Below are 23,663 nucleotides of genomic sequence, written 5' to 3'. Positions count from 1 at the left end.
AAAATCGAATATTCCTGGGGGGAAGACAGTGAAACGTATCGAGCTATTTGGATGCCCGATGGACATTGCCACTATGCAGGAGACCGTAAACATCATTGGCGATCGCATTGAGGCCCGGCAGTTTACTCAGCACGTTGTGGTTAATGTTGCGAAGCTCGTCAACATGCAGACAGACAGCGTACTTCATTCGTCGGTCCGTGCTTGCGACATTGTAAACATCGACGGCATGGGTGTAGTTTGGGGTGCACGCCTGTTGGGTCACGCCGTGCCGGAGCGAGTGGCGGGAGTCGATCTCTTCGACCGTCTCTTGCAGATGGCGGCGGCACGCGAGCTGCCTGTATTCCTCCTCGGCGCAACTGACGAGGTGGTGGCACGGACTGCGGCGGTCGTAACGCTGCGACACCCCGAACTGAGAATCGCTGGTTACCATCACGGATACTTTTGGGATGACGAAGAGGGTATGGTCGAGACGATTCGGAAATCTGGCGCCAAGCTCCTCTTCGTCGCGATCACATCGCCAAAGAAAGAAAGCTTTATCAATCGATGGCAAGATCGTCTCGGCGTCGATTTCGTAATGGGTGTCGGCGGGACTTTCGACGTCGTCGCGGGCAAAGTACGTCGGGCTCCGCAATGGATGCAACGCCACGGTCTGGAATGGGCTTACCGGGTCATTCAGGAGCCGAGGCGTATGTGGAAGCGCTATTTCATCACTAACAACAGGTTCGCGGTGATGTTGTTGAGGGCACGACTCGCCTCCGCATTCAAGCGGATGGCAGGCGAACACTGAGACTCACCATGGAACGTGACCGCAGTGCTCCCGGTGAGTGCTGTTTAAACGACTGGGCAGATCGGCTGATTAGCAGGCCGATCTCTTCGAAGCGAAACTGGGGAATGGTGCCGTCGGACAGCCGCTTGTTTTGCAGACGCCACGGCGCCTAACCTTCTGTGCAACTTGAATCTACTCGTACCGTAACTCGGTGTATCACTCCTTCCGCCATAACGCCAACACCCTCGCCAACCCCGCCTGCGGACGCACGAACAACAACCCCTGCACCAGCGCCTCCGGCCATCGGTTCAGCCACTGAAACTGTTCTTGAGTATCGACGCCGCTCACCACCACCCGCATATCGAGTGCGTGCAGCAGGTCCATGATCGCGGTCATCACCGCCGCGCCGCGCCTGTCGCCCGGAACTGCCGCCATCAACTCGCGCGCGACAATGACGGTGTCGACGTCGAGCGACCCGAGCGATGCCAGCGACGACGCGCCATTACCCCACTTGCCTATTGAAAGAGCAACACCCGCTTCGCGAATACCTTCAGTCAACGTACGCAAAGACAATAGCTGTGCTGCTTCTACGCTATCGGTAACTTCAATCTCAAGCAGAGACGCCGGCACGCCATACGAATCAGCCACTCGCACAAGTTCTTCTGCGAACGAATCGAGCAACGCCACTTGAGCGGGCACCGTGACCGCAATGGGCTGCGACGGCAACTTCGCGGCGAGAGCGTCGCGCAATTCACGGCAAACGCTGTCCACGACGAATGAAACCAACTCGCGCGCAATTCTCGGATCTTCGAGCGGCATCATGAAAATGCCGGGCAACAGCAAGCCGTAATCCGGATGCGTCCATCGAACTTGCGCTTCAAGGCGCGCCAATACGCCACTCGCAGCGCGATAAGCGCCTTGAAACACGAGATGGAATTCGCCCGCATGCAGTCCATCGCGAACACGGCGTTCGAGTTCGCTCAGGCCCAAGGAAGCATCGCCGGAAGTGTCCGCGTTATTCTGGGCAGCACGGTCGATGCGTGCGTCCAACGTGATTGCAAGCGATACGGGTTGTGCATAGTCGAGCGCGTACATGGCGGAAGCGTGATACTCAACCCCATCCACATATGCACATGTCGTGCCAAGTACACCGGTTTAATACGTAAAGAGAGTGGAATAAGAATGAGAGAACCACGCCGTACGGGTATTCTCGGGGAAAATAAAAAACCCGCCGCGTAGCGGATTTTATTTGCCAAACGTTTGCGCGAATCCGTATGTAACGTAGCATTCCACGTGACGTTACGCTGCTTCGCTCGCCACGTGATTGCGTGCGAACTCGTCCAGCAGGACAATTTGACCGAGCCGAATAGATTGACTAGTATCAATGCCAACCGCAGCACGTAAAGACTAATAACACCCACACAGTACTCAGACCAGCTCGATGCTAGAAATCCCGCTTTCAGACGCCGATTGGGCCCGCGTCCAAAGTCTTTTCCCCGTGCTTTCTTCAACACGTGGACGCCCTCGCCGCAGCGATCGCGACATCCTCAACGCGATACTCTGGTTGCAGCAACGAAAAGAAAAATGGCACAGACTTCCGTCGACTTTCCCGCCGCAACAGACTTGCTATCTTCGGTACATGGCGTGGAAGAAGACGGGTGTGCTGGAACAGGTGAACGAGCGCCTTCCTCTGCACGACCCGGAAATTTCGAACGTTTGAATAATACGGTTTAATTCGTTCGAGTCCCGAAACGACGGGGAAGTAACGCGCTTTCTAGAACGCGGACACGTTGAACGGACCGCCGTTATGGCCAAGCGCGCCGGTATAAGTCGCGTTGTTGCCAAAACTCGTCTTGTTGCCGAACGTGTATCCCGCCTCTGCAAAAGGCCCATTGTTTAAGAGCTTCTTCCAGACGAGGTCGTTTTCGTAACGCGTGCCGGTCGCACTGCCCGCGTAGAAAATCAGTTGTTTGAAGTTATTTGTATTGGTCCAACTGCCCTTTTCCGTGTTCAGCCAAGCGCTGGTGTACGGGTCGCTGTAAATCGCTGCGGCGTGGCGCGCTACCGTGTTCTAGAACCCGGCCGTGAACTTGCCGAACGTGTCGCTCTCAACGCCCACCCATGCATCGCGGTCGAAGATCTGACCGGGATCTGCCATCGCACCGTCGCTCACGCGATACTCCGCTTCGAGCTTGAAGATTGCTCGGAGGCCGGCAGAACCGACGATAGTCAGACCAATTCTTCACCCTCTTTCTCGGGCACGCGGTAAACGTCAGGCGATTCGATTCGCCCTTGACCCACTACAACGCGGCAGCAAACGCTTCGCGAGGCTCTTCTTCACGCAGGATGTAGCCGAGTCCGCGCAACGTCATGATCTTCGCGCTCGACGCCGTGAGATGTTTGCGCAGACGGTGGATATAAATATCGATGGCGTCCGCGCTGGGTTCGTCGTCGAGTGTGAAGACTTTGTCCATCAGCGTCGCCTTGGAGACTGTCTTACCCTGTTTCAGCATCAACGTCTCGAGAATGGCATGTTCGCGGCGGCGCAACGGCAAAGGCTCGCTTTGCAGCAAGAATTCACGCGAGTCGAACAGATAACGCAAGTCGCCGCACTCGATCGACTGGCCTTTGTCGCCGGCCGCCTGGCGCCGGATCAACGCTTTGATGCGCGCTACGAGTTCGCGTGCGTCGAAGGGCTTGACGACGTAGTCGTCGGCGCCGGCGGAGAAGCAGGCCACCTTGTCGTCGGTCGAGCCATTCGCAGTGAGCATAAGCACCGGCACATTGTCGCGTTTGCGGCGCAACCGCGCGAGCACGTCCTTGCCGCCGATGCCGGGCAAGCGCAAATCGAGCAACACTGCGTCGTAGCATTGCAGGTCGAGCAGCGTCTCGGCCCGTTCGCCGTTCTCTGCCCAGTCGGTCACAAAGTCCTCGACCTGCATCAGGTTCATCACCCAGCGCGCGAGGTCCGCATCGTCTTCTACGAGCAGCAGTTTCATCGTCCTTCCTTTATGCAGTCGCGCATCATGTTGCGGCGGTCCAGATTCGCATTCCCACCGTGGCGACGAGGCCGATACCATTCTCGCCAGATTCGAGCGTGACGGTACCGCCCTGGCGATGGGCAATCTCGCGCACGATCGGCAGGCCGAGCCCGGTGCCGTCTGCATGACTCGACGCGCGATAGAAGCGTTCGAACACTCTCGCCCGCGCCTCGGGCTTGATACCCGGTCCATTGTCGATCACTCGCACGATGGCCATGTCATTACGACGGGTGGTCTGCACGGTGACGCGGCCGCCAGCCTGGGTATAACGCAGCGCGTTGTCGACAAGATTGGTGACGAGCGCCGCAGTCAACGCCTCGTCGCCGGTCACGATCATTCCGTCTTCCAGCTCGGCACCCAGATCGATTTCACGAGACTGCGCGAATGCAATCAACTCCTCCAGCACACCCGCGATCGATGCACTGAGATCAACGCGTTCGCACGCACTGGCAGGCGCGGCGGACTCAGCCTGCGCGAGCAGCAGAAGTTTGTCGGTCAAGGTGGTCAGCTTGCGGCTGCTCTTGTGCATGCCCGCCAGCGCTTCTGCGAGAGGTGCGTCGCGGTTTTCCCGTTGCCTCGCAAACTGGATTTGCGCCACCAGCAGCGTGAGCGGCGTGCGCATCTGATGTGCGGCATCGGAAATGAATTGCCGCTGAGTCGCTGCCTGCTGACCCATGCGCTCGATGCACTGGTTGATTGCATCGACGATCGGTCTCAGTTCGACATGCAAGCGCGCAACACGTATTGGCTGTAGCTGCGACGGGTTGCGATCGGCAACGTCGTCTTTCACTTTCATCAGGGGACGCAACTCGAATGTCAATCCGAGGTACACGAACACCATCGCGAGCACGAGCGTGAGAACCTCGCCGAATAGTTGCGGACGCAGCAGGCGCCACACCATCGCATCTCGCGAGCCCTCGGTTTTCGCAACCGCGACGATGACTTCTTCCGTGCGTCCGGTGTCGTAAAGCTGCCGGACGTAGGCGACTGCGCGCACGGCGCGGCCGTCTTCAAGATGGGTCACGTAGAGCGTCGGGTTGTCACCGGTGTGCGGCGGCAATGGCAACTCCAGGCTGCCCGCCACCAGGCGGTGGCCGCTCGCCTCGACGCGATAGAACACGCTGTCCTGTTCCGGCGATTCGAACAGTTCAAGCGCAGCCGGCGGAATCTGGATTGAGACGTTGCCATTATCCCAATCGATATCCTCGCCGATGATACGCATCGACGAGAGCAACGCATTGTCCTGCACGAGGTCCGCCGTGGTCTGCGCGTTGCGATACGAAATCACGCCGGAAATGGAAACGAACGCCGCCAGTGGCAGCAGTAGCCACCACAGCAAGCGTCCGCGCAAGCTGCCTGAAAACATGATGCGTCGTCCCTCTCTAAAGGATGCCGGCGCGCCTCGTCGAGAGAGAAGCGGCCGGCTTCCGCCTTACGGTTTCACTTCATTGACGAACTGATTGGTGAACGTCCTCGACAAATCGATATGACGACCCTTCACCGAAGGGTTGAAACCCGCCAGCACCTTGAGCACCGTTTCCGGCCCGTCGGCGGGCATCTTGCCGTCGGCGGTGTACATCGGCAGCGAGGCCTTCAACGCGCTCACATAGAGCGCCTTGTCATTGCCGATGTAGTCTTTCGGCATCTGCGCGGCGATCGCTTCGGCGCTATGTGTATTCAGGTATCGCAACGTCTTCACAAACGCGCGCGCCAGTTTGGCCGCCTCCTGCGGGTGCTTGTCGAGCCACGCGCTCTGCACATACAGGCTTGAGGCCGGATACGTCCCACCGAGCGCGGCGCGCGTGCCTTCGACATTACGCATGTCCACGAGTACCCTGGCGTCGCCGGATTTGGTTAGTTGCGAGACCGTCGGCTCGGTGGTCATGCCCGCGTCGATACGGCCTTGCCGGATCGCGGCGATAAAGCTGTTATCCGCGCCAACCGGCAGCACCGTGTACTGTGAACGCGGCACGCCCTTGAGGCTGGCGAGGTACTGAGTGAGAAAGTTGGTCGAAGAACCGAGCCCCGTCACGCCGAGCGTTTTACCCTTCACGTCGGCCATGCTTCTGATCGAACCGGCCGCCCTGGTCGCGACCATCTCCACTTCGCCGGGCACCTGGCCTAACACGACGATCGCCTTGATTTCCTTACCCTTGGCTTGCAGATCGATCGCGTGATCGTAGAAGCCGACCACGGCCTGCACGCCGCCCGCGAGCAGTTCGTTCTCCGCATCGACGCCCGCCGGCTGCGATTGCAGTTCGACGTCGAGTCCTTCCGCCTTGAAGTAGCCAAGCTGTTCGGTCAGGCGTGCGGGCAGATAGATGAGCTTGGTAATGCCGCCCACCATGATGACGATTTTTTCGGGCGAGTCCGCCCGCGCGGGCGCAGCCGGCTGGGCCAGCAGGAAGATCGCGAGCGACGCCGCGACGGCGGCATGGACGACGCGCGCAACGCGCGTCACAGCATGAGGCATGGTGGGGATGTCTCCGTTGTTTTTCCGCATCCGCGGTCGGCGCCTGAAGGATCGCCTGCAAAAATTCTAGGCGTGCGAACCCTTCTCAAAGCTTTCGCCAATGCCTTTGCGGGCCTGATTGCGGGTTTGTCCTGAGTCGCGTCGAAATAGCGGCTTCAACCGGCCTTAAAACGCTCTGCCGCGGCTCGCGGAAACACCACGCTGATGTGTACGCCTTTTCCGCCCTCGCCCGGCTTGAGCGCGATCTCGCCGTGATGGGCGTCCGCGATTTCACGCACGATGGCGAGGCCCAAGCCGGTACCCTCCGTATCCGCCGACGCCCGGAAGAACGGCTCGAACACGCGGCTGCGCGACTCGGCCGGAATGCCGGGACCATCGTCCAGCACGGTCACGGTGACCGTATCGGCGTCCGCGCTCACGCCCACGGTGACGTGACCGCCGCTGCCCGTATAGCGGATCGCGTTCTCCGCGAGATTGGCAATCAACGCCTGCAATAGCCCGCGATGCCCCGCCACCGGCGCGGCACCGTTCAGCTCGGCGCCAAGATCGATGTCTCTGGCCTGCGCGAGCAACGCGAGGTCCTCCACGACTTCCAATGCGAGCGGCACCAGGTCCACCGTTTCCACGGCGAGCTGCGTGTTGTCGGCGGCCTCGGCTTGCGCGAGCAAAAGCAGCTTGTTCGTGAGACCCACCATCGAACGATTGCTGCGATGCATGGCGGCCAGTGCTTCGTCGAGCGCGGGATTCAAGTCCTCCTGCTGGCGGGCGAACTGCAATTGCGTGCCGAGCAAAGTGAGCGGCGTGCGCAACTGATGGGCGGCATCGGCGATAAAGCGGCGTTGCGCGGCCACCTGCACGCCGAGCCGCGCGATGCATTGATTGATTGCCTCCACGATCGGCCGCAACTCGGTATGCAGACGCTCGACGCGAATCGGCTCCAGTTGCATCGGGTCGCGATCCGCCACCTCGTCCTTCACTTTCATCAGCGGCCGTAACTCGAACGTGAGGCCGATGCAAACCAACGCGACGGCCAGCACGATCATCTCGATCTGCCGCACGAGTTGCGGTTGCCACAATTGCTGAGCCATGGCGTCACGCGAGCGCACGGTTTTGCCGACCGTCACGCGCACGCGGCGCGTCGCGCCGTTGTCGTACATGAGACGCACGAGGTCGGCCGCCCGCACATCGTGGCCGTGCAGATGGGTGTCGTAGTGATCCGGCGTATCGGGCGCCTGCACCGGACGCGCGGGGAAATCAGGTGTTCCCGCGAGCAGCCGTCCGTCGTCGACCTGCACGCTGTAGAACACCTGATCGCGATAAGGAGACGCGAATACTTCGAGCGCGGCGGGCGGCACATCCACGCGCAGGAAGCCATCCACCCATTCCACTTCGCCCGCGATCATGCGCGCCGACGAAATCAACTGATTGTCCTGCACCAGATCCGCCGTGCGCCGCGCATTGTCGTATTCGGCCTTGCCGGTCACGAACACGTACAACGCGAGTGGCACCAGCAGCCACCACAGCAGGCGCATGCGCAGACTATTGGTCATCTTCTTTCTTGCGCAGCAGATAACCGAGCCCGCGCAACGTGACGATCGCCGCCGAACTGCCGTCGAGTTTCTTGCGCAGACGCGAGATGTAGATTTCGACGGCATCTTCACTCGGCTCGTCGGCGAGCGTGAAGATCGCGTCGACCAGCGCCGGCTTCGTCACGGTTTTGCCCAGACGCAGGATCAACGTTTCGAGTACCGAGCGCTCGCGTGGCGTGACGTTCAGCGGCGCACCCTTCAGCGTGAACTGCCGCGTGTCGATGTCGAACGTGAGATCGCCGCACACCACTTCGCTCGCCTTCGAGGGTGACTGCCGACGGATCGCCACCTTGATCCGCGCGATCAACTCGCGCACTTCGAACGGCTTGACCAGGTAATCGTCCGCGCCGGCGCCGAGCAGTTCCACCTTCTCGTCGATCGAACCGCTCGCCGTCAGAATCAGCACCGGCGTCGCGTCGCCACGCTGACGCAGACGCCGCAGCACGTTCTTGCCCGACAGCTTGGGCAGATTCAGGTCGAGCAGGATCACGTCGTAGTGATTGGTGCGCAACAGCTGGTCGGCGGCGTCGCCGTCCTGCACGGCGTCGAGCGCGAACGCCTCCTGCTCCAGCATCTTCGCGAGCCAGTGCGCCAGCGTGGGGTTGTCTTCGATGAGCAGCAGCTTCATGGCGGGAACGGCAAAAGTCAGGCCGTCGATTGTGCCGTAAAACAAGGGCTTTGCGTGTGTGCTGTGTCGTGTGCGAGATACGTCGCGACGTTTTCGGCGGGGTCGCAGGAAAGTTGCGGGTTAACACCCATGATTTGGCTATCCCGCCGAAAGCTGCCAGAAGGTTTCCGATTTCTATAATCACCGTCATTCACCCAGAAAGCGCCGCATGAACACCCAGCGGCGACCAAACCTAAGGAGACTGCTTCATGCGTACCTTGCGCCAGATTGCCGCTGTGTCAGGTGTTGCGTTTACCCTTGCCGCCGCTTCGGCTGCCGCTCACGCGGAAAAGCTCACGATCATGGTGGGCGGCGCCACCAAGATCATCTACCTGCCCGCCAAGCTGACGGAGCAACTCGGCTACTTCAAGGACGAAGGCCTCGACGTCGAAATCCTCTCGCAGCCGGCCGGCGTCGACGCGGAAAACGAGCTGCTCGCGGGCGCGGTGCAAGGCGTGGTGGGCTTCTACGACCACACCATCGACCTGCAAAGCAAGGGCAAGGAGGTCCAGGCGCTGGTGATCTTCGGTCAGGTGCCGGGTGAGGTGGAAATGGTCTCCACCAAGGCCGCGGATAGCTTCAAGAGCATGGCCGACTCGAAGGGCAAAACGCTCGGCGTGACGGGGCTCGGTTCGTCGACCAGCTTCCTCACGCAATACCTCGCGCAACGTGCCGGCGTGCCGTCCACGCAATACACGCTGCTGCCCGTTGGCGCGGACAACAGCTTTATCGCGGCCATCAAGCAGAGCCGTATCGACGCGGGCATGACGACCGAGCCGACCGTCTCGCAGTTGCTGAAGACCGGCGACGCCAAGGTGCTGGTCGACATGCGCACGCTGGAAGGCACGCGCGCCGCGCTCGGCGGCACCTATCCGGCTTCGAGCTTCTACGTTCAGCGCGCGTGGGCGGAATCGCACAAGGACGACGCCGCGAAGCTCTCGCACGCTTTCGCGAAGACGCTGAATTTCATCGCGACGCATAGCGCCGAAGAGATCGCCGCAAAGATGCCGAAGGACTACTACGGCAACAACAAAGACCTGTATGTCGGCGCGCTGAAGGCGTCGCTGCCCATGTTCACGAAGGACGGCAAGATGCCCGCCGACGGCCCGGATACCGTGCTGAAAGTGCTGTCAGCGTTCAATCCTTCGGTGAAAGGTAAGCATATCGACCTCGCCAAGACTTACACCAACGACTACGTGTCGGCACCGGTCAAGACGGCCGCGAAGTAACGCCCTTATCACTATCACGAGAACAGCGAGGCACCAGCCGATGAATCAACCTTTGTCACGCGATACGCCAGCGATCGAAATGCGCAACGTGTCGTGCCGTTTCATTTCTCCTGATGGCAAGGCGACGATTGCGTTGCGCGACTTCAGCATGTCGGTCGCGCGCGGTGAATTCGTCGCAGTGGTCGGGCCCACGGGTTGCGGCAAGTCCACCACGCTCAGCATGATTACCGGCTTGCTGAAACCCACCACGGGTGAAGTACGCGTGATGGGCGCACCGGTGGACGGCATCGATCCGCGTATCGGTTTCGTATTTCAGGCCGACGCCGTGTTCCCGTGGCGTTCGGTGCTCGACAACGTGGCGGCAGGTCCGTTGTATCGCGGACGTTCCAAATCCGCCGCGTACGACGAAGCCAACGAATGGCTGCGCCGTGTGGGCCTCGACAAATTCGGCAAGCACTATCCGCATCAACTGTCCGGCGGCATGAGAAAGCGCGTGGCGCTCGCGCAAACGTTCATCAACAAGCCGGAAATCCTGCTGATGGACGAGCCGTTCTCGGCGCTCGACATGCAAACCCGAACGCTGATGCAGGACGAACTGCTGCAACTGTGGGGCGGCGCCGGCTCGGTGGTGTTCGTCACGCACGATCTGGAAGAAGCGATTGCGCTCGCCGACCGTGTATTCGTGCTGACCGCGCGCCCGGCGACGCTGAAGAAAGTGTACGAAATCGATCTTCCGCGTCCGCGGGTCACCTCGGAGATTCGCTACGAGCCGCGTTTCATCGAAATTTCGCGCGACATCTGGCATGACCTGCGCGAAGAAGTGCAGATCGGTTAATCAAGGAACGGCAAATATGTCTACTACCCCTCAACAGATGATGCCCTCGGGCATCGACGCCGCATCGCTCGCCCATGTCGAACGTGTAGCGCAAAAACGCATCCGGCAGCGTCACGCGCTGGTGATCTCGCTGCGTATCGTCGTGCTGGTGGTCGTACTCGGCGGGTGGGAACTGTCAGCGCGCCTGAAGTGGATCGACCCGTTCTTCTTCTCGATGCCGAGCGCGATTTTCGAACAGATCATCGACTGGTTCGTGAACGGCACCTCGCAAGGTCCGCTGCTTACGCAAGTGTGGGTCACGCTCGAAGAAACCGGGCTCGGCTTCATTATCGGTTCGGTTGCCGGTGTGTTCTGCGGCATCGTGCTCGGCCGCAACAAGCTGCTCTCCGACGTTTTCAGTCTCTACATCAAGATCGCCAACTCGATTCCGCGCGTGGTGCTCGGTTCGGTGTTCGTGATTGCGCTGGGTTTGGGCATGGCGTCGAAGGTGGCGCTGGCGGTGGTGATGGTGTTCTTCGTCGTGTTCGCCAACGCTTTTCAGGGCGTGCGTGAAGCCGATCGCTACATGATCGCGAATGCGCAGATTCTTGGCGCGTCGCGCCGTCAGGTGACGACCTCGGTGGTGATCCCGTCGGCATTGAGCTGGATTCTCGCGAGCTTGCACGTGAGCTTCGGATTCGCGCTGGTCGGTGCGGTGGTGGGCGAGTTCCTCGGCTCGAAGCAAGGTATCGGACTGTTGATCTCGACGGCGCAAGGCGCGTTTAACGCAAGCGGTGTGTTCGCCGCGATGATTGTGTTGGCCGTAGTCGCACTGGCAGCGGACTATCTGTTGACCGCGGTCGAACAGCGGCTGTTGAAGTGGCGGCCGGCTGCGGTTTGAACTAGCTGCATTAACCGCGTAGCAGGTCACGTTGAAAAGAATGCCGTTCAGTCACAGACTGAACGGCATTTTTCTTTTTCGGCAAAATGAAAGATACAAGTAAGGCCAAATTAACCCGGTTGGACTTTTTTTAAGCAACAAGCCCTCCGCGCATTAAGGATGGCTGATTAATACTTGAATTTTCATGCAACCCATCCGTCTCCTTGACATGGTGGAGGCAAGTCCGACTCTCTGAATCGTCGCCGAACAATAAGCCTCAGCGCGCACCTTTCCTTGCAATACGAAGTATCTCGATAACGCACCTCTCTGGTGCGCTGCGCAGAATTCGACAAGGAAGCCGGTGATCGTCTCCGCCCTGTGTCCCGCCTGATTGTCCGGCATGTGTCGCGTGCAATCCTGGCGGAACTTCCGCAATGTGGTGCCGCGAGGGCGGCGCCAAGAGTTTGAAGGAGAGGGACATGAAGAAGGCTCTGATCATCGCAGGCGGACTGCTTTGCGCGTTCACATGGCAAGCGCACGCTCAGGACGCCGCCACGGAGAGTACGGCGCAAGCTCGGCCGACAGCGGCCGACGCGGTGGGCGGCCAACCCTCCACAACTTCGATGTCCGGCGGTCCGGTAAAAGCACAAGGACTCACGCGTGCGGACGTCTACCAGCAGCTCGTCCAATCGCAGAAAAGCGGCGAATCAGCGCGTTTGCAAGAACTATTCAAGGGAGGCAACTGAACTGCGCCGTGGCACGGAAGCCGGCCGCGTAGTTGAATAATTCGCTGCCGGCTTCGTTGCAAGCATGACACCGTATCTGTCCCGTCGCCCGACAGGACAGATACGGTGTCCGATCGAAACGCCTCATTTCCCTCCTACTCCCCGCCGCCTGTCTCCCGCCAGCAAACTCACGCGCAACATTCGTTGGCCACCACGCAACACAATTCCACGCTCATCTGCACTGCGCTCCCCTACACGCCCGTCGCATAAGGCACTGTGCGCAATGGCACGGTCGATGCGTAATAGACGTCACCCAGTCGTGCACTTACCAACATCCGTTGAAATCGAGGTGCGTCATGTCGAATGTGCAGAGCGAACGCCGGCCACTGAATTGGCGAAGCCGGCCTTTTTGCGCGGATGCCCGTTCAAAGCGCCATATGGCAAAGCGCGACTTCTCGGCGGGATTCGTGCCGTTTGGGTTGCGGACCGCCGGCTTCATCGGACGAGGCCCGAAACAATTGTGGCCGTATGTCTTGCCTTGGGTTTTCGCGGTGCTCACCATCGGTTTTTTTTGCCTCGTCGTGCGTGGCGTACTCACGCGGCAATTGCTGGTGCCGCCCGTCGAAACGCCGCAGTCGCTCGTGGAACGCGGCTATACATCCAACTTTCTCGCGGAACGCATCATGTCTTCGATGCGAGCGATCGGTCAGGACGCCGAGTCGATTCCGCACGACACCCTGACGGACAACGACGCACAACCGGACATTCAGATCCCCGGTCAGGAGATGTCGTATGCAACCACCGTGCGCTTCATTAAAGGCGTCATCAAACGCACGGACGTGGTCGTTCATGTCGGCATCACGAAGGTCAACGACAGCGCGGACTCCTACGTGGCGCATGTGCAGATTGAAGGCGGTCCGTTTAATTCCCGCGAAAGCACCGTGCCGTTCGAAGGACGCGATCTGGAAAAGTTCGTGCACGACATTGCAGTCAAAGCCATGCGTCTTGCCGAGCCGAATATTCTCGCCAGTCATCTCTACTCGCAAGTGCAGAAAACCAAGTGTTCGCTGGCGCACTGCGACTACGGCGAGATCGTCGCGATCTACGACGAAGTGCTCGCACTGCCCGCCTCCGAGCAAGGCGAATGGGCGCTCGCCGGCAAAGCGTGGCTGCTTGCCAATCAGGGACTGTCCAAAGAGGCCGAGCAGCAGACCCGCGAAGCGCTGACCGTGTACCAGCATTCAGCGGTGTTGCACGCAAGCCTTGGCATTGCACTCGAACAGCAGCATCGCATCGACGACGCACTCGACGCCTTGCGAGCCGGCGCAAGCGAGAAATCGAAGACAGCGGAGAATCTGCGTCTTCTCGGCGACGTGCTGTTGCATGCGAACCGCTATTCCGAAGCACTCGATGCGTTCAAGCGGGCCGACAGAATGAAGCCCGACTCGGTCGACAACCTGCACGATTGGGGCGAAGCGCTCGTCACCGTCGGCCGCTATGACGAAGCAATCGAAAAGCTCTCGCGCGCCGTCGCACTGCGCCCGGATCTCGCGCCCTCTTACGCGGAATGGGGCCGGGCACTGGATCGCAAAGGCGATCTGTCCGGCGCCTCGCGCAAATACGCTCAAGCGTTGCAACTCGATGCGGGGACTTTGTCGGTGCGCGAAAGTCATCTGGCGCGGCTTGCCAGAGCGGCGCAGGGAGGCAATCGCCCAGACGTGTCGAAGCCCAATGACGGAGTCAGGCCTGTTTCGAATCCGCCCGCCTCGCTTGCGTTGCAAACCGCGTAACGAATATCCGGCCATGCAGATGCCTTAGTCCCGCAGTACCTACCCGTTGCAGCAATACACCTGATTGAAGAGGAGATGTTCGATGGACAATTTCGAAGATGCGTTCAGGGCTCTGATTGGCAGTGAAGGCGGTTACTCCTTCAATCCGCACGACCCTGGCGGTGAAACCATGTGGGGAGTCACGGCGCGCGTGGCACGCAGCGCGGGCTATGCCGGCGCCATGAAAGACCTGCCGCTGGATACCGCCAGACAGCTCGCCAAACAGAAGTACTGGGACCCGCTGCATCTCGACGAACTCGACCCGCGCGTTGCCTTCCAGATCTTCGACGCCAATTACAACGGCGGCCTGGTGGTGTTGTGGATGCAAAAAGCTTCCGGTGCGAAAGAAGATGGAAAGTTCGGCCCGGACACACTCGATGCAGTGAAAAGCGCGGACCCGCTGAAGTTTGTCATGCGCTTCGCCGCTTATCGCTTGCGTTACCTGCGCAACCTGCATGCATGGTCCAATTTCAGCCGTGGATGGACCGAAAGAATGGCCGCTAATCTTCTCCTGGGAGCAGCATGATGGACTGGTCTAAAGTAGCCTCGAACATCGGCAGCAGCGCACCGCTTCTCGCCGGCCTCGTGGGTGGTCCGATCGGCGTGGGCGTGACCGCCGCTGCCGCGATCATTTCGCATGCGCTTGGCACGCCGAGCGACCCCGGCGTCGTGGAACTCGCGTTGAACGATCCCAGTGCACTCGAGAAGGTGCGGCAAGCGGAGAGTGCGAACTCGTTGCAGTTGCAACAGTTGATGGTTACGGCCGCCCAGGCGAGCCTCGCGCATGAAAGCGATATGGCGCGCATCCAGGCCGCCGATCAGGCCGACGCGCGCGCAATGGGAATCAGCAATAAGGACTGGGTACCCAAAGTCCTTGCGATGGCGGTCACCGCCGGCTTCTTCGGCATTCTGCTGCTCATGGCCTTCCAGCCGCTGCCGGGCACGAACAAGGATCTCGTCAACGTGATCGTCGGCGCATTGGGTACAGCGTGGATCAGCATCATCGGCTACTACTTCGGCACATCGGTGGGATCGATGCGAAAGACCGAACTGCTCGCCAAGCCCAGCGTGCCCATCACCCCAGACAGCGCGCTCACGCTGCGTGAGCCCGCCACGGCTTCAGCGGCCCGGTCACAAGCGGCGCCGGCTCCGTCGCACGGCGAAGCATTCCAGCAATTCACACCGGGTGGACAGGGTCCGATTTTCTCGGGCAGTTGATGGCGATTCGTTCACGGACCAGACGCAGCACGCGACGAGACGACGGCTCGACGCGTGCTGCGGCGCGCGTATCTCGTCTCCGGAAGCCGTTGTTTGTCTCAAATTCAGCAACAAACATTACCTCAAACGGCGATTACTCTCTCCAGGTCGCAAAACTACAATGTAATCACTGAATACGAACAACAACGTTCGTAGCAAGATAAAAACCGAATTGGAGGTAGTTCATCATGAAATCGCTCATTCAAGCTGTTGTTATCGCTGCTGTGCTGGCCGCTCCTGTTGCTTCGTTTGCGCAGTCCAACCAGCCCGTGACCCGCGCCCAAGTGCGCGCCGAACTGATTCAACTCGAAAAGGCAGGCTATCAACCCGGCCTCGCCGATCCGTACTACCCGGCCGACATTCAGGCCGCACAAGCTCGCGTCGCTCGTGAAAACGGCACCGCACAGGCAGCGGAAAGCGGTTACGGTGGCACGGTGAGCGGCGCCTCTCAAGCGGGCCGCCCGGTTCCCGCGAATGGTCCGCAGTCGGTTTATTTCGGTCACTAAGCAGTAGCCGCGCGGTAATCAGCGCGTAACCCGACCGTAACCATTTGTCCGGCGAGTTGAGCGGCACACGCACGAAGCCTTCTTGCGCGACGATCAACCGCCCGGCGCACCAGTAACCGGTGCGCGATGATTCGAAACGAACTGGCCCGCGACCGGTATCTCCGATCGCGGGCCAGTTGTCCATTGGTTACCTCCGTCATCGGGCTCCCGATGGCTTCGCCTGGACCCTCAACGGTCCGGGCGCTTTTTATTGGCGCCGCCGTTCTGCAACGCCTTTGTCAGTATCGGAGGGAGCCCGCATTGGCGGAGCGAGGCCGGTTTCACATAATGGGCCCGCGAGCCGCGTCAGTCCCGTGCGATGAGATCGCCCACTTGACCGCGCCCGGTGACGAGACAGCTCGAGAGAAAATTCTCGCCCTGGCTACTGGCGCCGATGTCTCCGAAGCCTTTTTTCAGCGCGTTCGATTTGACCACCTCCGCGCCCTGGTGACACGTTATTGTCCCCATCTCGCCCGCTTGCGCGCGCATCAGCGCTCTATCTGCCATCAGATAGCCGAGCAACAGCACTACGGCAATATTGAACGCTTGTCTCATGGTTCGCCTCCTCTTTGGAAGAGACTAACGCGAACCATGGATACACGGTCCTAGGGGTTTCCCGATCGATGGCTATTCCATGATGCAGATTAAATCAGCTCTGCTTGCTCGTGACGCTCAAAGGCGGGCTTCGATTTGCCTGATTCGCTGTTCAATGGCGTTGCGCACCAGTCCATTCGAAGGCACCACCAGCAGCGACGACGCGATGATCTGATACACCCTATTACGCCGCACTTTCGACACTTTCTGCGGATCGAGCCAGGCATCGTTATCCACGAGCAGGAGCAGCGTTTCCAGACCGATCAGAATCGGCCACAAACAGGCGAGCCGCAAACGCACGGAAAGCGCAGGAATCGCCAGCGTGTAATCGAGGGCTTCACGGAAATGATCAAGGGTCGTGCGCAAAAGCTCGACCATCAGCGGCCGGGCACGCATCGAATTGGCCGGCACCAGCAAATCCCGCGCGCTTAGACCATATCGGTCGAGCAAGGTCTGCGGCAGATAACAGCGGCCGATCCGCAAATCCTTGCCGCAATCGCGCAGCACGTTGGTCATCTGCAGCGCCTTGCCGAAGCGCACGCCGCGCCGTGCCATCGTCTCGGGCCGCTCCTTCAGCGTGCCGGGCATGTGCGCGTAGGTCATCGTGGTCCAGAATTCGCCGACGCAGCCTGCCACGAGGTACGTGTAGCGGTCGAGTTCGTCGTATTCGCGCAGCGCCGCGATCTGACCGGAACGTTCGTCGGGGAAGGTGCGAAGATCGAACTCCATGCCTTCGGTCAGCGTCGAGACGATCTCGCGCACGGCCTTACGATCCGATTCGCTCAGTTGCAACAACACATCGAGCGCGGGGCCGAGCGATTCGAGCAGCACTTTCTCGTCCGACTGGTCCTGCTGCCCCGCTACTTCCGCAGCCATGCGTTGGAATAGCGCGACGTCGTCCGTTGCGCCGTTCACCTGAGCGCGCAGTGACAACAGCAAGGCAAGGCGTTGTTCCGGCGAGATCAGCGAGGTGTCGGCAATCGTGTCGGCCGCGCGCGCCAGCAGGTAAGCGAGTCCGATCGGATCGCGCATCCCGACGGGCAGCACGCGCAGGGTGAGATAGAAGGAGCGTGAAACGCCTTTCAGGAGCGGGCCGAGAAGGAAGGCCCGGGTCGGATTCGGCATGGATGGGATCAGGTCCGAGTTGTGCAGGAAGCCGGCAAAAGACGGCAAAAAGTCAGCGCTGCCGAATTGTATACGGCGAAGCGCCTCTGCCGTGCGCGTTGGACCTGTCCCGCCCCATCTGCCCTACCGCCGCTCCGGCTCCGCCCAGGCGTCTTGTTGAAGCCCCAGCAGGCCGATGGCGTTCTGCTTGAGAATCAATGGCTGCACCTCTTCCCTGAAACCGACCTGCTTGAAATCCTCCAGCCAGCGGTCCGGTTGAATCAGCGGAAAATCCGAACCGAACAGCATCTTGCGCTTCAGCACCGTGTTGGCGTGGCGGATCAACTCGGGCGAGAAATACTTCGGCGACCAGCCAGACAAGTCGATATAGACATTGGGCTTATGCAAGGCGATCGATAACGCCTGCTCCTGCCACGGCCACGACGGATGCGCGATCACGATGTTCATGTCGGGGAAATCCGCCGCGACGTCGTCGAGATGAATCGGCTCCGAGTACTTCAGGCGCAGTCCGCCGCCGCCTCGCATACCCGATCCCATGCCGGAATGGCCGCTATGAAAAACCGCCGTGAGCCGATGTTCGGCGATCAGCTCATACAGCGGATAAGCCAGCCGGTCGTTGGCAAAAAAGGCCTGCATCGTGGGGTGAAACTTGAAACCACGCACGCCGTGTTCCTCGATCAGCTTGCGCGCTTCGCGCACGCCCATCTTGCCCTTGTGCGGATCGATGCTGGCAAAAGCGATCATGATGTCGCTGTTTTTCTGCGCGAATTCGGCAATCTCCTCGTTCGGAATGCGGCGCCGCCCGAGGTTCGCTTCGCAGTCCACGGTGAACATCACGAAGCCGATCTTGCGCTCGCGATAGTGTTCGATGGTTTCGGGAATCGTCGGCCGCCGGCCGAGTTTCAGCACGGTGCCGAAGTACTTGTCGGCGGCATCGTCGAATTCCTTGCCGAACAGATCCGGCGGCTGGCAGCACGAAACCTCCGCGTGCACATGAGTGTCGATTGCGACGAGTTGATCGAGATTCATCTACCGTTCGCTGTGTGATTCCGCGGCGCGCGCATCACGTCACGTCGCGCCGCATGCGCTCGCGACAATCACCGCGGGATCGCGTTGCGCCACGTCATACATCGCCTCGACGAGCGCCGCACGATGCGTCAACACCGCGCGTTGATTGATCGAGCCTTTGTCGGTGATCTCGCCGAGATCGAGCGACGGCGCAACGTCCATGAGCCGCAGACGCGCGATGGTCGTCGCGCCGCCCGTGGCGCTGCGATTGAGCGTGTCGAGCAACGCGCTGAAGTGCGCGCGCACGGCGGGCGCTTCTACGACTTCTCGAGCGCTCGCCGAGGCGGGCAAGCGAGCTAGCCGCCTGCAATCGTCGATGCGCGGAAAGACCAGCAGGCCCACGTCGTCGCGATTCATGCCGGCGACTACCACGTCCTGCACATACGGCGCGCCTTCGGAAATCACGCGTGCCCGCATCGGACCGACGCTCACGAACGTGCCCGAACTCAGCTTGAAGTCCTCCGCGATGCGCCCGTCGAACAGCAATCCGAGTTCCGGTCGCGTCACGTCGACAAAGCGCAACGCGTCGCCGCTGCGGAAGTAGCCTTCTTCGTCGAACGCGTTATGCAACTCCGCTGCGTCGGCACGCCAGTATCCCGCCATGACGTGCGGCCCCCGATAACGCGCCTCGAGCTTGTCGCCGACCGGCGCAAGTTTGACTTCGCAGCCGGGCGCGGGCAGGCCCACATAGCCCGCGCGCATGATCGGACCCGTGGTGAACAAACACGAAGGCGACGTCTCCGTCATGCCGAGTCCGGCCATGATGCGTATGCGCTCGCCGCAATATGTTTCAGTGACGCGTTCGAGCCTGTCCCACGCTGCTTGCGACAGGCCGGCGCCTGAGAAGAAATACACCTTCACGCGCGAGAAGAATGTCTCGCGCAACTGCTCGTCACGTTCCAGCGCAATCGCCAGTTCCTCCCAACCCTTCGGCACGTTGAAGTAGATAGTCGGCGCGATTTCACGCAGATTGCGCAGTGTTTCCTCGAATTTGCCGTTGACCGGTTTGCCGTCGTCGATATAGAGCGTGCCGCCGTTGTAGAGCGCGATACCCACGTTATGGCTGCCGCCGAACGTGTGGTTCCAGGGCAGCCAATCGACCAGCACCGGCGGTTCCTTCGCGAACTCGGGAAATGTTTCGAGCAGCATCTGCTGATTGCTGCACAACATGCGGTGCGTGGTCGGTACTGCCTTCGGCAGCCTGGTCGAACCCGAGGTGAAAAGAAATTTGGCGACTGCGTCCGGGCTTACTGTGGCGTGAACGGTGTCGACCGTGGTGGGCCTTGTGTTCAGCAGCTCGTCGAACGCAGTCACGTTGCGTGCCGCCGGCTGTTCTCGCGGCAATTTCGCGGCCACCACTTCGATATCGGAGGATACGGTTGCGTCGATAGCCTTGGCGAACGAATCGTAGGCGCTTGCAAACACGAGACCAGGTGTCAGCAAATCGATCGTATGGCGCAGCTTGCCGAAGTCGCCGGAAGCAAGCGCATAGGCGGGCGAAATCGCGGCATAGGGAATGCCCGCCCACATCGCACCGAGCGCGAGTTGCAGATGTTCGAGATCGTTGCCCGACAGAATCGCCAGGGGCCGCTCAGCGGACAGATCGCGTGCAAGCAGCGCCTGGCCGATTGCGCGTGCGCTTTGCAACGCCTTCGCGTAGCTTAGGCCGATCCATTGACCATCGCTGCCGCGACGTGCCGCCAGCCATCGCTCGGGATGCGCCTGCGCGCCGCTCACGAGCCGTTCGGTCAGACGTTGCGGATGCGCGCCGAGCGGTTCGGCCGCGCGCAAATACCACGTGTCGCCTTGCCGTTGCGTGTGCAACGTTGAAGCGCCGATCGTCGTGGCCCGGTAGCGCTTTGGCGCATCGGGGGTGTTCGGTTGTATCGGCTCGGAATGCAAAGCCTGTCTCCTGTATGAAAAGCGCGATTGCAACGGTCAGATCGGATAATGCCGAGGTCCGGTTTGAATCGTGATCCAACGCAGATCCGTGAACTCTGCAATCGACGCCTTACTGCCAAATCGCCCATAACCGCTTTTTTTCACACCGCCGAACGGCATCTGCGCTTCGTCGTGCACGGTCGGACCGTTGATATGGCAGATACCCGATTCGATACGCTTCGCCACGTTCAACGCTCGCGACACATCGCGACTGAATACCGCTGCCGAGAGTCCGTACTCGCTGTCGTTGGCGATTCGAATCGCTTCCTCGTCGCCGTCCACGCGCTGCACCGTGACCACCGGCCCGAACGATTCTTCCGCATACAGCTTCATGGCAGGCGTGATGCCGTCGACGATCACCGGCTGCATCGCAGCGCCTTCGACCGTGCAGCCGAGTGGCAACCTGGCGCCCTTCTCGTGCGCATCTTCGATCAACACCTTGATGCGTTGCGCGGCGGCGGCGCTTTCAAGCATGCCGAGCACGGAGTCCGGCGCGGCAGGGTCGCCCGCTTTCAAAGTCCGCGCCTTTGCCGCGAGCTTCTCCACCAACGCATCGGCAATCTTCCGGTCGACAATCACGCGCTCCGTCGACATGCAAATCTGCCCCTGGTTGAAAAACGCGCCGAACGCGATGCCTGCAACCGCCGCATCCAGATCGGCGTCGTCGAGCACGACCACCGGCGCCTTGCCGCCGAGTTCCAGCAATGCCGGCTTCAGATGCGACGCCGCATGTTGCGCGACAATGCGCCCCACTCGCGTCGAACCCGTGAAATTCACGCGACGTACCGCCGGATGCGCAATCAGCCGCTCGACGATCGCGGGCGCATCTTCAGCGGAATGCGTGATCACGTTGACGACGCCGTCGCCGAGACCGGCTTTCTGCAGCACGCTGCCGATCAACCGATGCACGCCCGGACAACCCTCGGATGCCTTGAGCACGACCGTGTTGCCGCACGCGAGCGGCATGGCAATGGCCCGCGTGCCGAGGATCACCGGCGCGTTCCACGGCGCCATGCCGAGCACTACGCCGCATGGCTGGCGCACCGCCATCGCGAGACTGCCCGGCACGTCGGACGGAATCACATCGCCGTCGATCTGCGTGGTCATGGCAGCGGCTTCGCGCAACATGTTGGCGGCCAGCATGACGTTGAAGCCGTACCAGTTCGGCATCGCGCCGGTTTCGGCGACGCCGGTTTCGATGAACTGCGCGGTGCGGGCGTCCATCAGATCGGCGGCCGCCAGCAGCCGCTTGCGGCGCTCGGTCGGCGCCAGCGCCGACCAGGCCGGAAAGGCCCGCGACGCCGCTTCGACCGCGGCCTCGGCATCGGCCAGTGTGGCCGCTGCCGCACGCGATGCAGCCTGACCGCTCGCGGGATTGATCCGCTCGAACGTCTTGCCGTCCGCTGCGCCACGGCTTTCGCCGCCAATCAATAAAGTCACTTCATGCATGTCTGTCGTCTCCTCGCTGTCTGTCTCGCTGCATCGCTCGCCGTAGTCTGCGCGAATTGAAATCCACGCCGATGCGGCCGGTCAGCGCTTATACGTTTGCAGACCCGGCTTGATCGCCTTGTCGTCGAGGAACTGCTTGAGGCCCTGTTCGCGGCCGCCTTCCGGATCGCGCAGTTGCGCCTGATCGAGCTTGGCGTACAGGTAGTCTTCGTTCTGATCCCACGTCAATTCGCGGCAACGCTTGAATCCATGCTTGGCGGCGCGCAATACCACCGGATTCTTCTCGAGCAGCTTGCCGGCGAGCGCACGCGTCACCTCGCGCAGTTCGGCACGCGGCACACTCTTGTTGACGAGGCCCATTTGCGCCGCTTCCTGACCGGTGAAGGTCTCGCCCGTCATGATGTAATACAGCGCCTGGCGATGCCCGACGGTATCGGCCATTGCCTTGCTCACCAGATTGCCCGGCGGAATGCCCCAGTTGATTTCGGAGAGGCCGAAGGTGGCTTCGTCGGCGGCGATCGCCAGGTCGCACGCCACCAGCGGCGAGAAGCCGCCACCGAAGCACCAGCCGTTGACCATCGCGATGGTCGGCTTCGAGTACATGCGCAGCAGTTGCCATTGCCAGCGGCACGCGTCACGGCGAATCTTTTCCTGCAGGATCTCGGGGCCGGCGTCGACTTCGCGGAAATATTCCTTCAGGTCCATGCCGGCAGTCCACGCATCGCCTTCGCCCGTGAGCACCAGAACCTGCGCTTCGGCGTCGAGTTCAACGGCTTCGAGCACCTCGATCATTTCCTTGTTCAGCGTCGGGCTCATGGCGTTGCGCTTCTCGGGCCGATTGAACGAAACCCATGCGATTCCTTCCGCGACATCGACCTTGACGGTTTTCCAACGGCCTTCATAACTCATCTGTTTTCTCCGTGAACGTTGGCCGCGACCGCAGCCTGATGAACACATTTAATATCAGGCTGCCTGATATGTAAAGCGGAAATTCACGCGCTCGGTGCAAACCCCTAGCGGCGGAAATCGCGTCGAGGCGCGCTAAGATGCGGGATAGAACGAACCTCCTGTCCAAGATGAGCAAAAATCAAAATACGCCTGCCGAGCCCGCCGCCACGCGCACTCGCCGCTCCAGCCTGCGCCTGACCTATGTGATCGGCAGTCTCGACCGCATCCTGCGGCGGCGCATGACCGAAGCGCTCGCGCCGCTCGGCCTGACGCTCGCGCAATTCACCGCGCTTTCCGTACTCGAAGCCAAAGGACAGGCGTCCAATGCGCAGGTCGCCGAGCGTTCGTTCATCACGCCGCAATCGGCCAATGAAGTGATGAACGCGATGGCCGCCCGCAACTGGGTGAGCCGCGAACCGGATCCGACGCACGGCCGCATCGTGCTGCTGCAACTCACGGACGAAGGGCGCGCCGTGCTGCGCGAATGCGAGCAGGCCGTCAAGACCATCGAAAAGCAAATGATGGAAGGCATCGAGCTCGACGCCGCCGGCGCAGTCCAAAGCCACCTCGAAACTTTCGTTCGTAATCTGCGCGGCTAGAGCCGCTCGCGCTACGCGCAGGATTGCTAGGTGTTTTCACCGAACAATTTGCGCTTGTGTTATCAGCCTACCTGATATTAAATCCAGTCCACGATGTAGCGTGTGGAGACGCGCCGCATCGCCT

General features: G+C 60.8%; 23 protein-coding genes and 1 pseudogene. 11 read left to right on the top strand and 13 right to left on the bottom strand.

The features are described from left to right. Nucleotides 1-58 precede the first annotated feature (58 nt). Entirely contained in the window at nt 59-787 is a 729-nt protein-coding gene (locus tag B0G75_RS02135) for a WecB/TagA/CpsF family glycosyltransferase (protein ID WP_106300196.1), read from the top strand. Between the two features lie 195 nt (nt 788-982). Here B0G75_RS02135 and B0G75_RS02130 read toward each other — a convergent pair whose 3' ends face one another. Beyond that, nucleotides 983-1,861, bottom strand: coding sequence for an EAL domain-containing protein (locus tag B0G75_RS02130; protein WP_106300194.1), 879 nt, complete (start codon nt 1,859-1,861; stop codon nt 983-985). Nucleotides 1,862-2,207: 346 nt separating this feature from the next. Between B0G75_RS02130 and B0G75_RS41950 the strand changes: the two genes are divergently transcribed. Continuing rightward, nucleotides 2,208-2,486, top strand: a complete 279-nt coding sequence (locus B0G75_RS41950; RefSeq protein ID WP_106300192.1) for a transposase — start codon at nt 2,208-2,210, stop codon at nt 2,484-2,486. A 57-nt stretch (nt 2,487-2,543) separates the two neighbouring features. On the opposite strand, the pseudogene B0G75_RS02120 reads toward B0G75_RS41950, so the two are convergent. The 6 genes and pseudogenes from B0G75_RS02120 to B0G75_RS02095 form a co-directional block, all read right to left on the bottom strand. Continuing rightward, a pseudogene (locus B0G75_RS02120) lies at nt 2,544-2,978 on the bottom strand (porin); the annotation flags it as partial. Between the two features lie 88 nt (nt 2,979-3,066). Next, nucleotides 3,067-3,765, bottom strand: a complete 699-nt coding sequence (locus B0G75_RS02115) for a response regulator transcription factor (RefSeq protein WP_106300190.1) — start codon at nt 3,763-3,765, stop codon at nt 3,067-3,069. Nucleotides 3,766-3,790: 25 nt separating this feature from the next. Next, the gene (locus B0G75_RS02110; protein ID WP_106300188.1) at nt 3,791-5,173 is read right to left on the bottom strand and encodes a sensor histidine kinase; all 1,383 of its coding nucleotides are present in this window, start codon (nt 5,171-5,173) and stop codon (nt 3,791-3,793) included. Nucleotides 5,174-5,239: 66 nt separating this feature from the next. After that, complete coding sequence (locus B0G75_RS02105) at nt 5,240-6,280, bottom strand: ABC transporter substrate-binding protein (RefSeq protein WP_106300186.1); 1,041 nt, start codon at nt 6,278-6,280, stop codon at nt 5,240-5,242. A gap of 155 nt (nt 6,281-6,435) precedes the next feature. Continuing rightward, a complete protein-coding gene (locus B0G75_RS02100; RefSeq protein WP_106300184.1) occupies nt 6,436-7,830 on the bottom strand; it encodes a sensor histidine kinase in 1,395 nt (464 codons plus the stop codon). Further along, nucleotides 7,820-8,497, bottom strand: a complete 678-nt coding sequence (locus B0G75_RS02095; RefSeq protein ID WP_106301761.1) for a response regulator — start codon at nt 8,495-8,497, stop codon at nt 7,820-7,822. Before B0G75_RS02095 ends, B0G75_RS02100 begins: the two co-directional genes overlap by 11 nt. Nucleotides 8,498-8,745: 248 nt before the next feature. Between B0G75_RS02095 and B0G75_RS02090 the strand changes: the two genes are divergently transcribed. From B0G75_RS02090 to B0G75_RS02055, 8 genes are all read left to right on the top strand, one after another. After that, nucleotides 8,746-9,765 carry an ABC transporter substrate-binding protein gene (locus tag B0G75_RS02090; protein WP_012425937.1) on the top strand — a complete coding sequence of 340 codons (1,020 nt, stop codon included), beginning with the start codon at nt 8,746-8,748 and terminating at the stop codon, nt 9,763-9,765. Between the two features lie 40 nt (nt 9,766-9,805). Beyond that, on the top strand, nt 9,806-10,600 hold the full coding sequence (locus B0G75_RS02085; protein ID WP_012425936.1) for an ABC transporter ATP-binding protein: 795 nt from the start codon (nt 9,806-9,808) through the stop codon (nt 10,598-10,600). Between the two features lie 16 nt (nt 10,601-10,616). After that, entirely contained in the window at nt 10,617-11,480 is an 864-nt protein-coding gene (locus tag B0G75_RS02080; protein WP_106300182.1) for an ABC transporter permease, read from the top strand. 458 nt (nt 11,481-11,938) lie between these two features. Further along, nucleotides 11,939-12,205, top strand: coding sequence for a hypothetical protein (locus B0G75_RS02075; RefSeq protein WP_106300180.1), 267 nt, complete (start codon nt 11,939-11,941; stop codon nt 12,203-12,205). Between the two features lie 335 nt (nt 12,206-12,540). Then, a complete protein-coding gene (locus tag B0G75_RS02070; protein WP_106300178.1) occupies nt 12,541-13,974 on the top strand; it encodes a tetratricopeptide repeat protein in 1,434 nt (477 codons plus the stop codon). An 82-nt stretch (nt 13,975-14,056) separates the two neighbouring features. Beyond that, a complete protein-coding gene (locus B0G75_RS02065) occupies nt 14,057-14,539 on the top strand; it encodes a glycoside hydrolase family 108 protein (RefSeq protein WP_106300176.1) in 483 nt (160 codons plus the stop codon). Continuing rightward, nucleotides 14,539-15,231: a hypothetical protein gene (locus B0G75_RS02060; RefSeq protein WP_106300174.1), complete on the top strand. Its 693-nt coding sequence runs from the start codon at nt 14,539-14,541 to the stop codon at nt 15,229-15,231. Before B0G75_RS02065 ends, B0G75_RS02060 begins: the two co-directional genes overlap by 1 nt. A 227-nt stretch (nt 15,232-15,458) precedes the next feature. After that, entirely contained in the window at nt 15,459-15,776 is a 318-nt protein-coding gene (locus B0G75_RS02055; RefSeq protein ID WP_012425930.1) for a DUF4148 domain-containing protein, read from the top strand. Between the two features lie 345 nt (nt 15,777-16,121). Here B0G75_RS02055 and B0G75_RS02050 read toward each other — a convergent pair whose 3' ends face one another. The 6 genes from B0G75_RS02050 to B0G75_RS02025 form a co-directional block, all read right to left on the bottom strand. Further along, nucleotides 16,122-16,370, bottom strand: a complete 249-nt coding sequence (locus B0G75_RS02050; RefSeq protein WP_106300172.1) for a hypothetical protein — start codon at nt 16,368-16,370, stop codon at nt 16,122-16,124. 117 nt (nt 16,371-16,487) lie between these two features. After that, nucleotides 16,488-17,534, bottom strand: coding sequence for a phytoene/squalene synthase family protein (locus B0G75_RS02045; RefSeq protein WP_106300170.1), 1,047 nt, complete (start codon nt 17,532-17,534; stop codon nt 16,488-16,490). 123 nt (nt 17,535-17,657) lie between these two features. Then, the gene (locus tag B0G75_RS02040; RefSeq protein ID WP_106300168.1) at nt 17,658-18,563 is read right to left on the bottom strand and encodes an amidohydrolase family protein; all 906 of its coding nucleotides are present in this window, start codon (nt 18,561-18,563) and stop codon (nt 17,658-17,660) included. A 39-nt stretch (nt 18,564-18,602) separates the two neighbouring features. Beyond that, nucleotides 18,603-20,504, bottom strand: a complete 1,902-nt coding sequence (locus tag B0G75_RS02035) for a feruloyl-CoA synthase (RefSeq protein WP_106300166.1) — start codon at nt 20,502-20,504, stop codon at nt 18,603-18,605. A 36-nt stretch (nt 20,505-20,540) separates the two neighbouring features. Then, nucleotides 20,541-21,992: an aldehyde dehydrogenase gene (locus B0G75_RS02030; protein ID WP_106300164.1), complete on the bottom strand. Its 1,452-nt coding sequence runs from the start codon at nt 21,990-21,992 to the stop codon at nt 20,541-20,543. Nucleotides 21,993-22,073: 81 nt separating this feature from the next. Then, on the bottom strand, nt 22,074-22,901 hold the full coding sequence (locus tag B0G75_RS02025; RefSeq protein WP_106300162.1) for a p-hydroxycinnamoyl CoA hydratase/lyase: 828 nt from the start codon (nt 22,899-22,901) through the stop codon (nt 22,074-22,076). 137 nt (nt 22,902-23,038) lie between these two features. Between B0G75_RS02025 and B0G75_RS02020 the strand changes: the two genes are divergently transcribed. Further along, entirely contained in the window at nt 23,039-23,539 is a 501-nt protein-coding gene (locus B0G75_RS02020; RefSeq protein ID WP_106300160.1) for a MarR family winged helix-turn-helix transcriptional regulator, read from the top strand. The last annotated feature ends 124 nt before the right edge of the window (nt 23,540-23,663 follow it).

Origin of the sequence: Paraburkholderia sp. BL18I3N2 (assembly GCF_003001875.1) — a bacterium.
Classification (GTDB): Bacteria; Pseudomonadota; Gammaproteobacteria; order Burkholderiales; family Burkholderiaceae; genus Paraburkholderia; species Paraburkholderia phytofirmans.
Note: the sequence above shows the minus strand (reverse complement) of the source record. Positions and strands in the feature narration are given on the sequence as shown.

Bases quoted from the DNA above. Each gene is read 5' to 3' on its own strand.
- B0G75_RS02135 (WP_106300196.1), top strand. From the start codon at position 59: ATGGACATTGCCACTATGCAGGAGACCGTAAACATCATTGGCGATCGC.
- B0G75_RS02130 (WP_106300194.1), bottom strand. From the start codon at position 1,861: ATGTACGCGCTCGACTATGCACAACCCGTATCGCTTGCAATCACGTTG.
- B0G75_RS41950 (WP_106300192.1), top strand. From the start codon at position 2,208: ATGCTAGAAATCCCGCTTTCAGACGCCGATTGGGCCCGCGTCCAAAGT.
- B0G75_RS02115 (WP_106300190.1), bottom strand. From the start codon at position 3,765: ATGAAACTGCTGCTCGTAGAAGACGATGCGGACCTCGCGCGCTGGGTG.
- B0G75_RS02110 (WP_106300188.1), bottom strand. From the start codon at position 5,173: ATGTTTTCAGGCAGCTTGCGCGGACGCTTGCTGTGGTGGCTACTGCTG.
- B0G75_RS02105 (WP_106300186.1), bottom strand. From the start codon at position 6,280: ATGCCTCATGCTGTGACGCGCGTTGCGCGCGTCGTCCATGCCGCCGTC.
- B0G75_RS02100 (WP_106300184.1), bottom strand. From the start codon at position 7,830: ATGACCAATAGTCTGCGCATGCGCCTGCTGTGGTGGCTGCTGGTGCCA.
- B0G75_RS02095 (WP_106301761.1), bottom strand. From the start codon at position 8,497: ATGAAGCTGCTGCTCATCGAAGACAACCCCACGCTGGCGCACTGGCTC.
- B0G75_RS02090 (WP_012425937.1), top strand. From the start codon at position 8,746: ATGCGTACCTTGCGCCAGATTGCCGCTGTGTCAGGTGTTGCGTTTACC.
- B0G75_RS02085 (WP_012425936.1), top strand. From the start codon at position 9,806: ATGAATCAACCTTTGTCACGCGATACGCCAGCGATCGAAATGCGCAAC.
- B0G75_RS02080 (WP_106300182.1), top strand. From the start codon at position 10,617: ATGTCTACTACCCCTCAACAGATGATGCCCTCGGGCATCGACGCCGCA.
- B0G75_RS02075 (WP_106300180.1), top strand. From the start codon at position 11,939: ATGAAGAAGGCTCTGATCATCGCAGGCGGACTGCTTTGCGCGTTCACA.
- B0G75_RS02070 (WP_106300178.1), top strand. From the start codon at position 12,541: ATGTCGAATGTGCAGAGCGAACGCCGGCCACTGAATTGGCGAAGCCGG.
- B0G75_RS02065 (WP_106300176.1), top strand. From the start codon at position 14,057: ATGGACAATTTCGAAGATGCGTTCAGGGCTCTGATTGGCAGTGAAGGC.
- B0G75_RS02060 (WP_106300174.1), top strand. From the start codon at position 14,539: ATGGACTGGTCTAAAGTAGCCTCGAACATCGGCAGCAGCGCACCGCTT.
- B0G75_RS02055 (WP_012425930.1), top strand. From the start codon at position 15,459: ATGAAATCGCTCATTCAAGCTGTTGTTATCGCTGCTGTGCTGGCCGCT.
- B0G75_RS02050 (WP_106300172.1), bottom strand. From the start codon at position 16,370: ATGAGACAAGCGTTCAATATTGCCGTAGTGCTGTTGCTCGGCTATCTG.
- B0G75_RS02045 (WP_106300170.1), bottom strand. From the start codon at position 17,534: ATGCCGAATCCGACCCGGGCCTTCCTTCTCGGCCCGCTCCTGAAAGGC.
- B0G75_RS02040 (WP_106300168.1), bottom strand. From the start codon at position 18,563: ATGAATCTCGATCAACTCGTCGCAATCGACACTCATGTGCACGCGGAG.
- B0G75_RS02030 (WP_106300164.1), bottom strand. From the start codon at position 21,992: ATGCATGAAGTGACTTTATTGATTGGCGGCGAAAGCCGTGGCGCAGCG.
- B0G75_RS02025 (WP_106300162.1), bottom strand. From the start codon at position 22,901: ATGAGTTATGAAGGCCGTTGGAAAACCGTCAAGGTCGATGTCGCGGAA.
- B0G75_RS02020 (WP_106300160.1), top strand. From the start codon at position 23,039: ATGCGGGATAGAACGAACCTCCTGTCCAAGATGAGCAAAAATCAAAAT.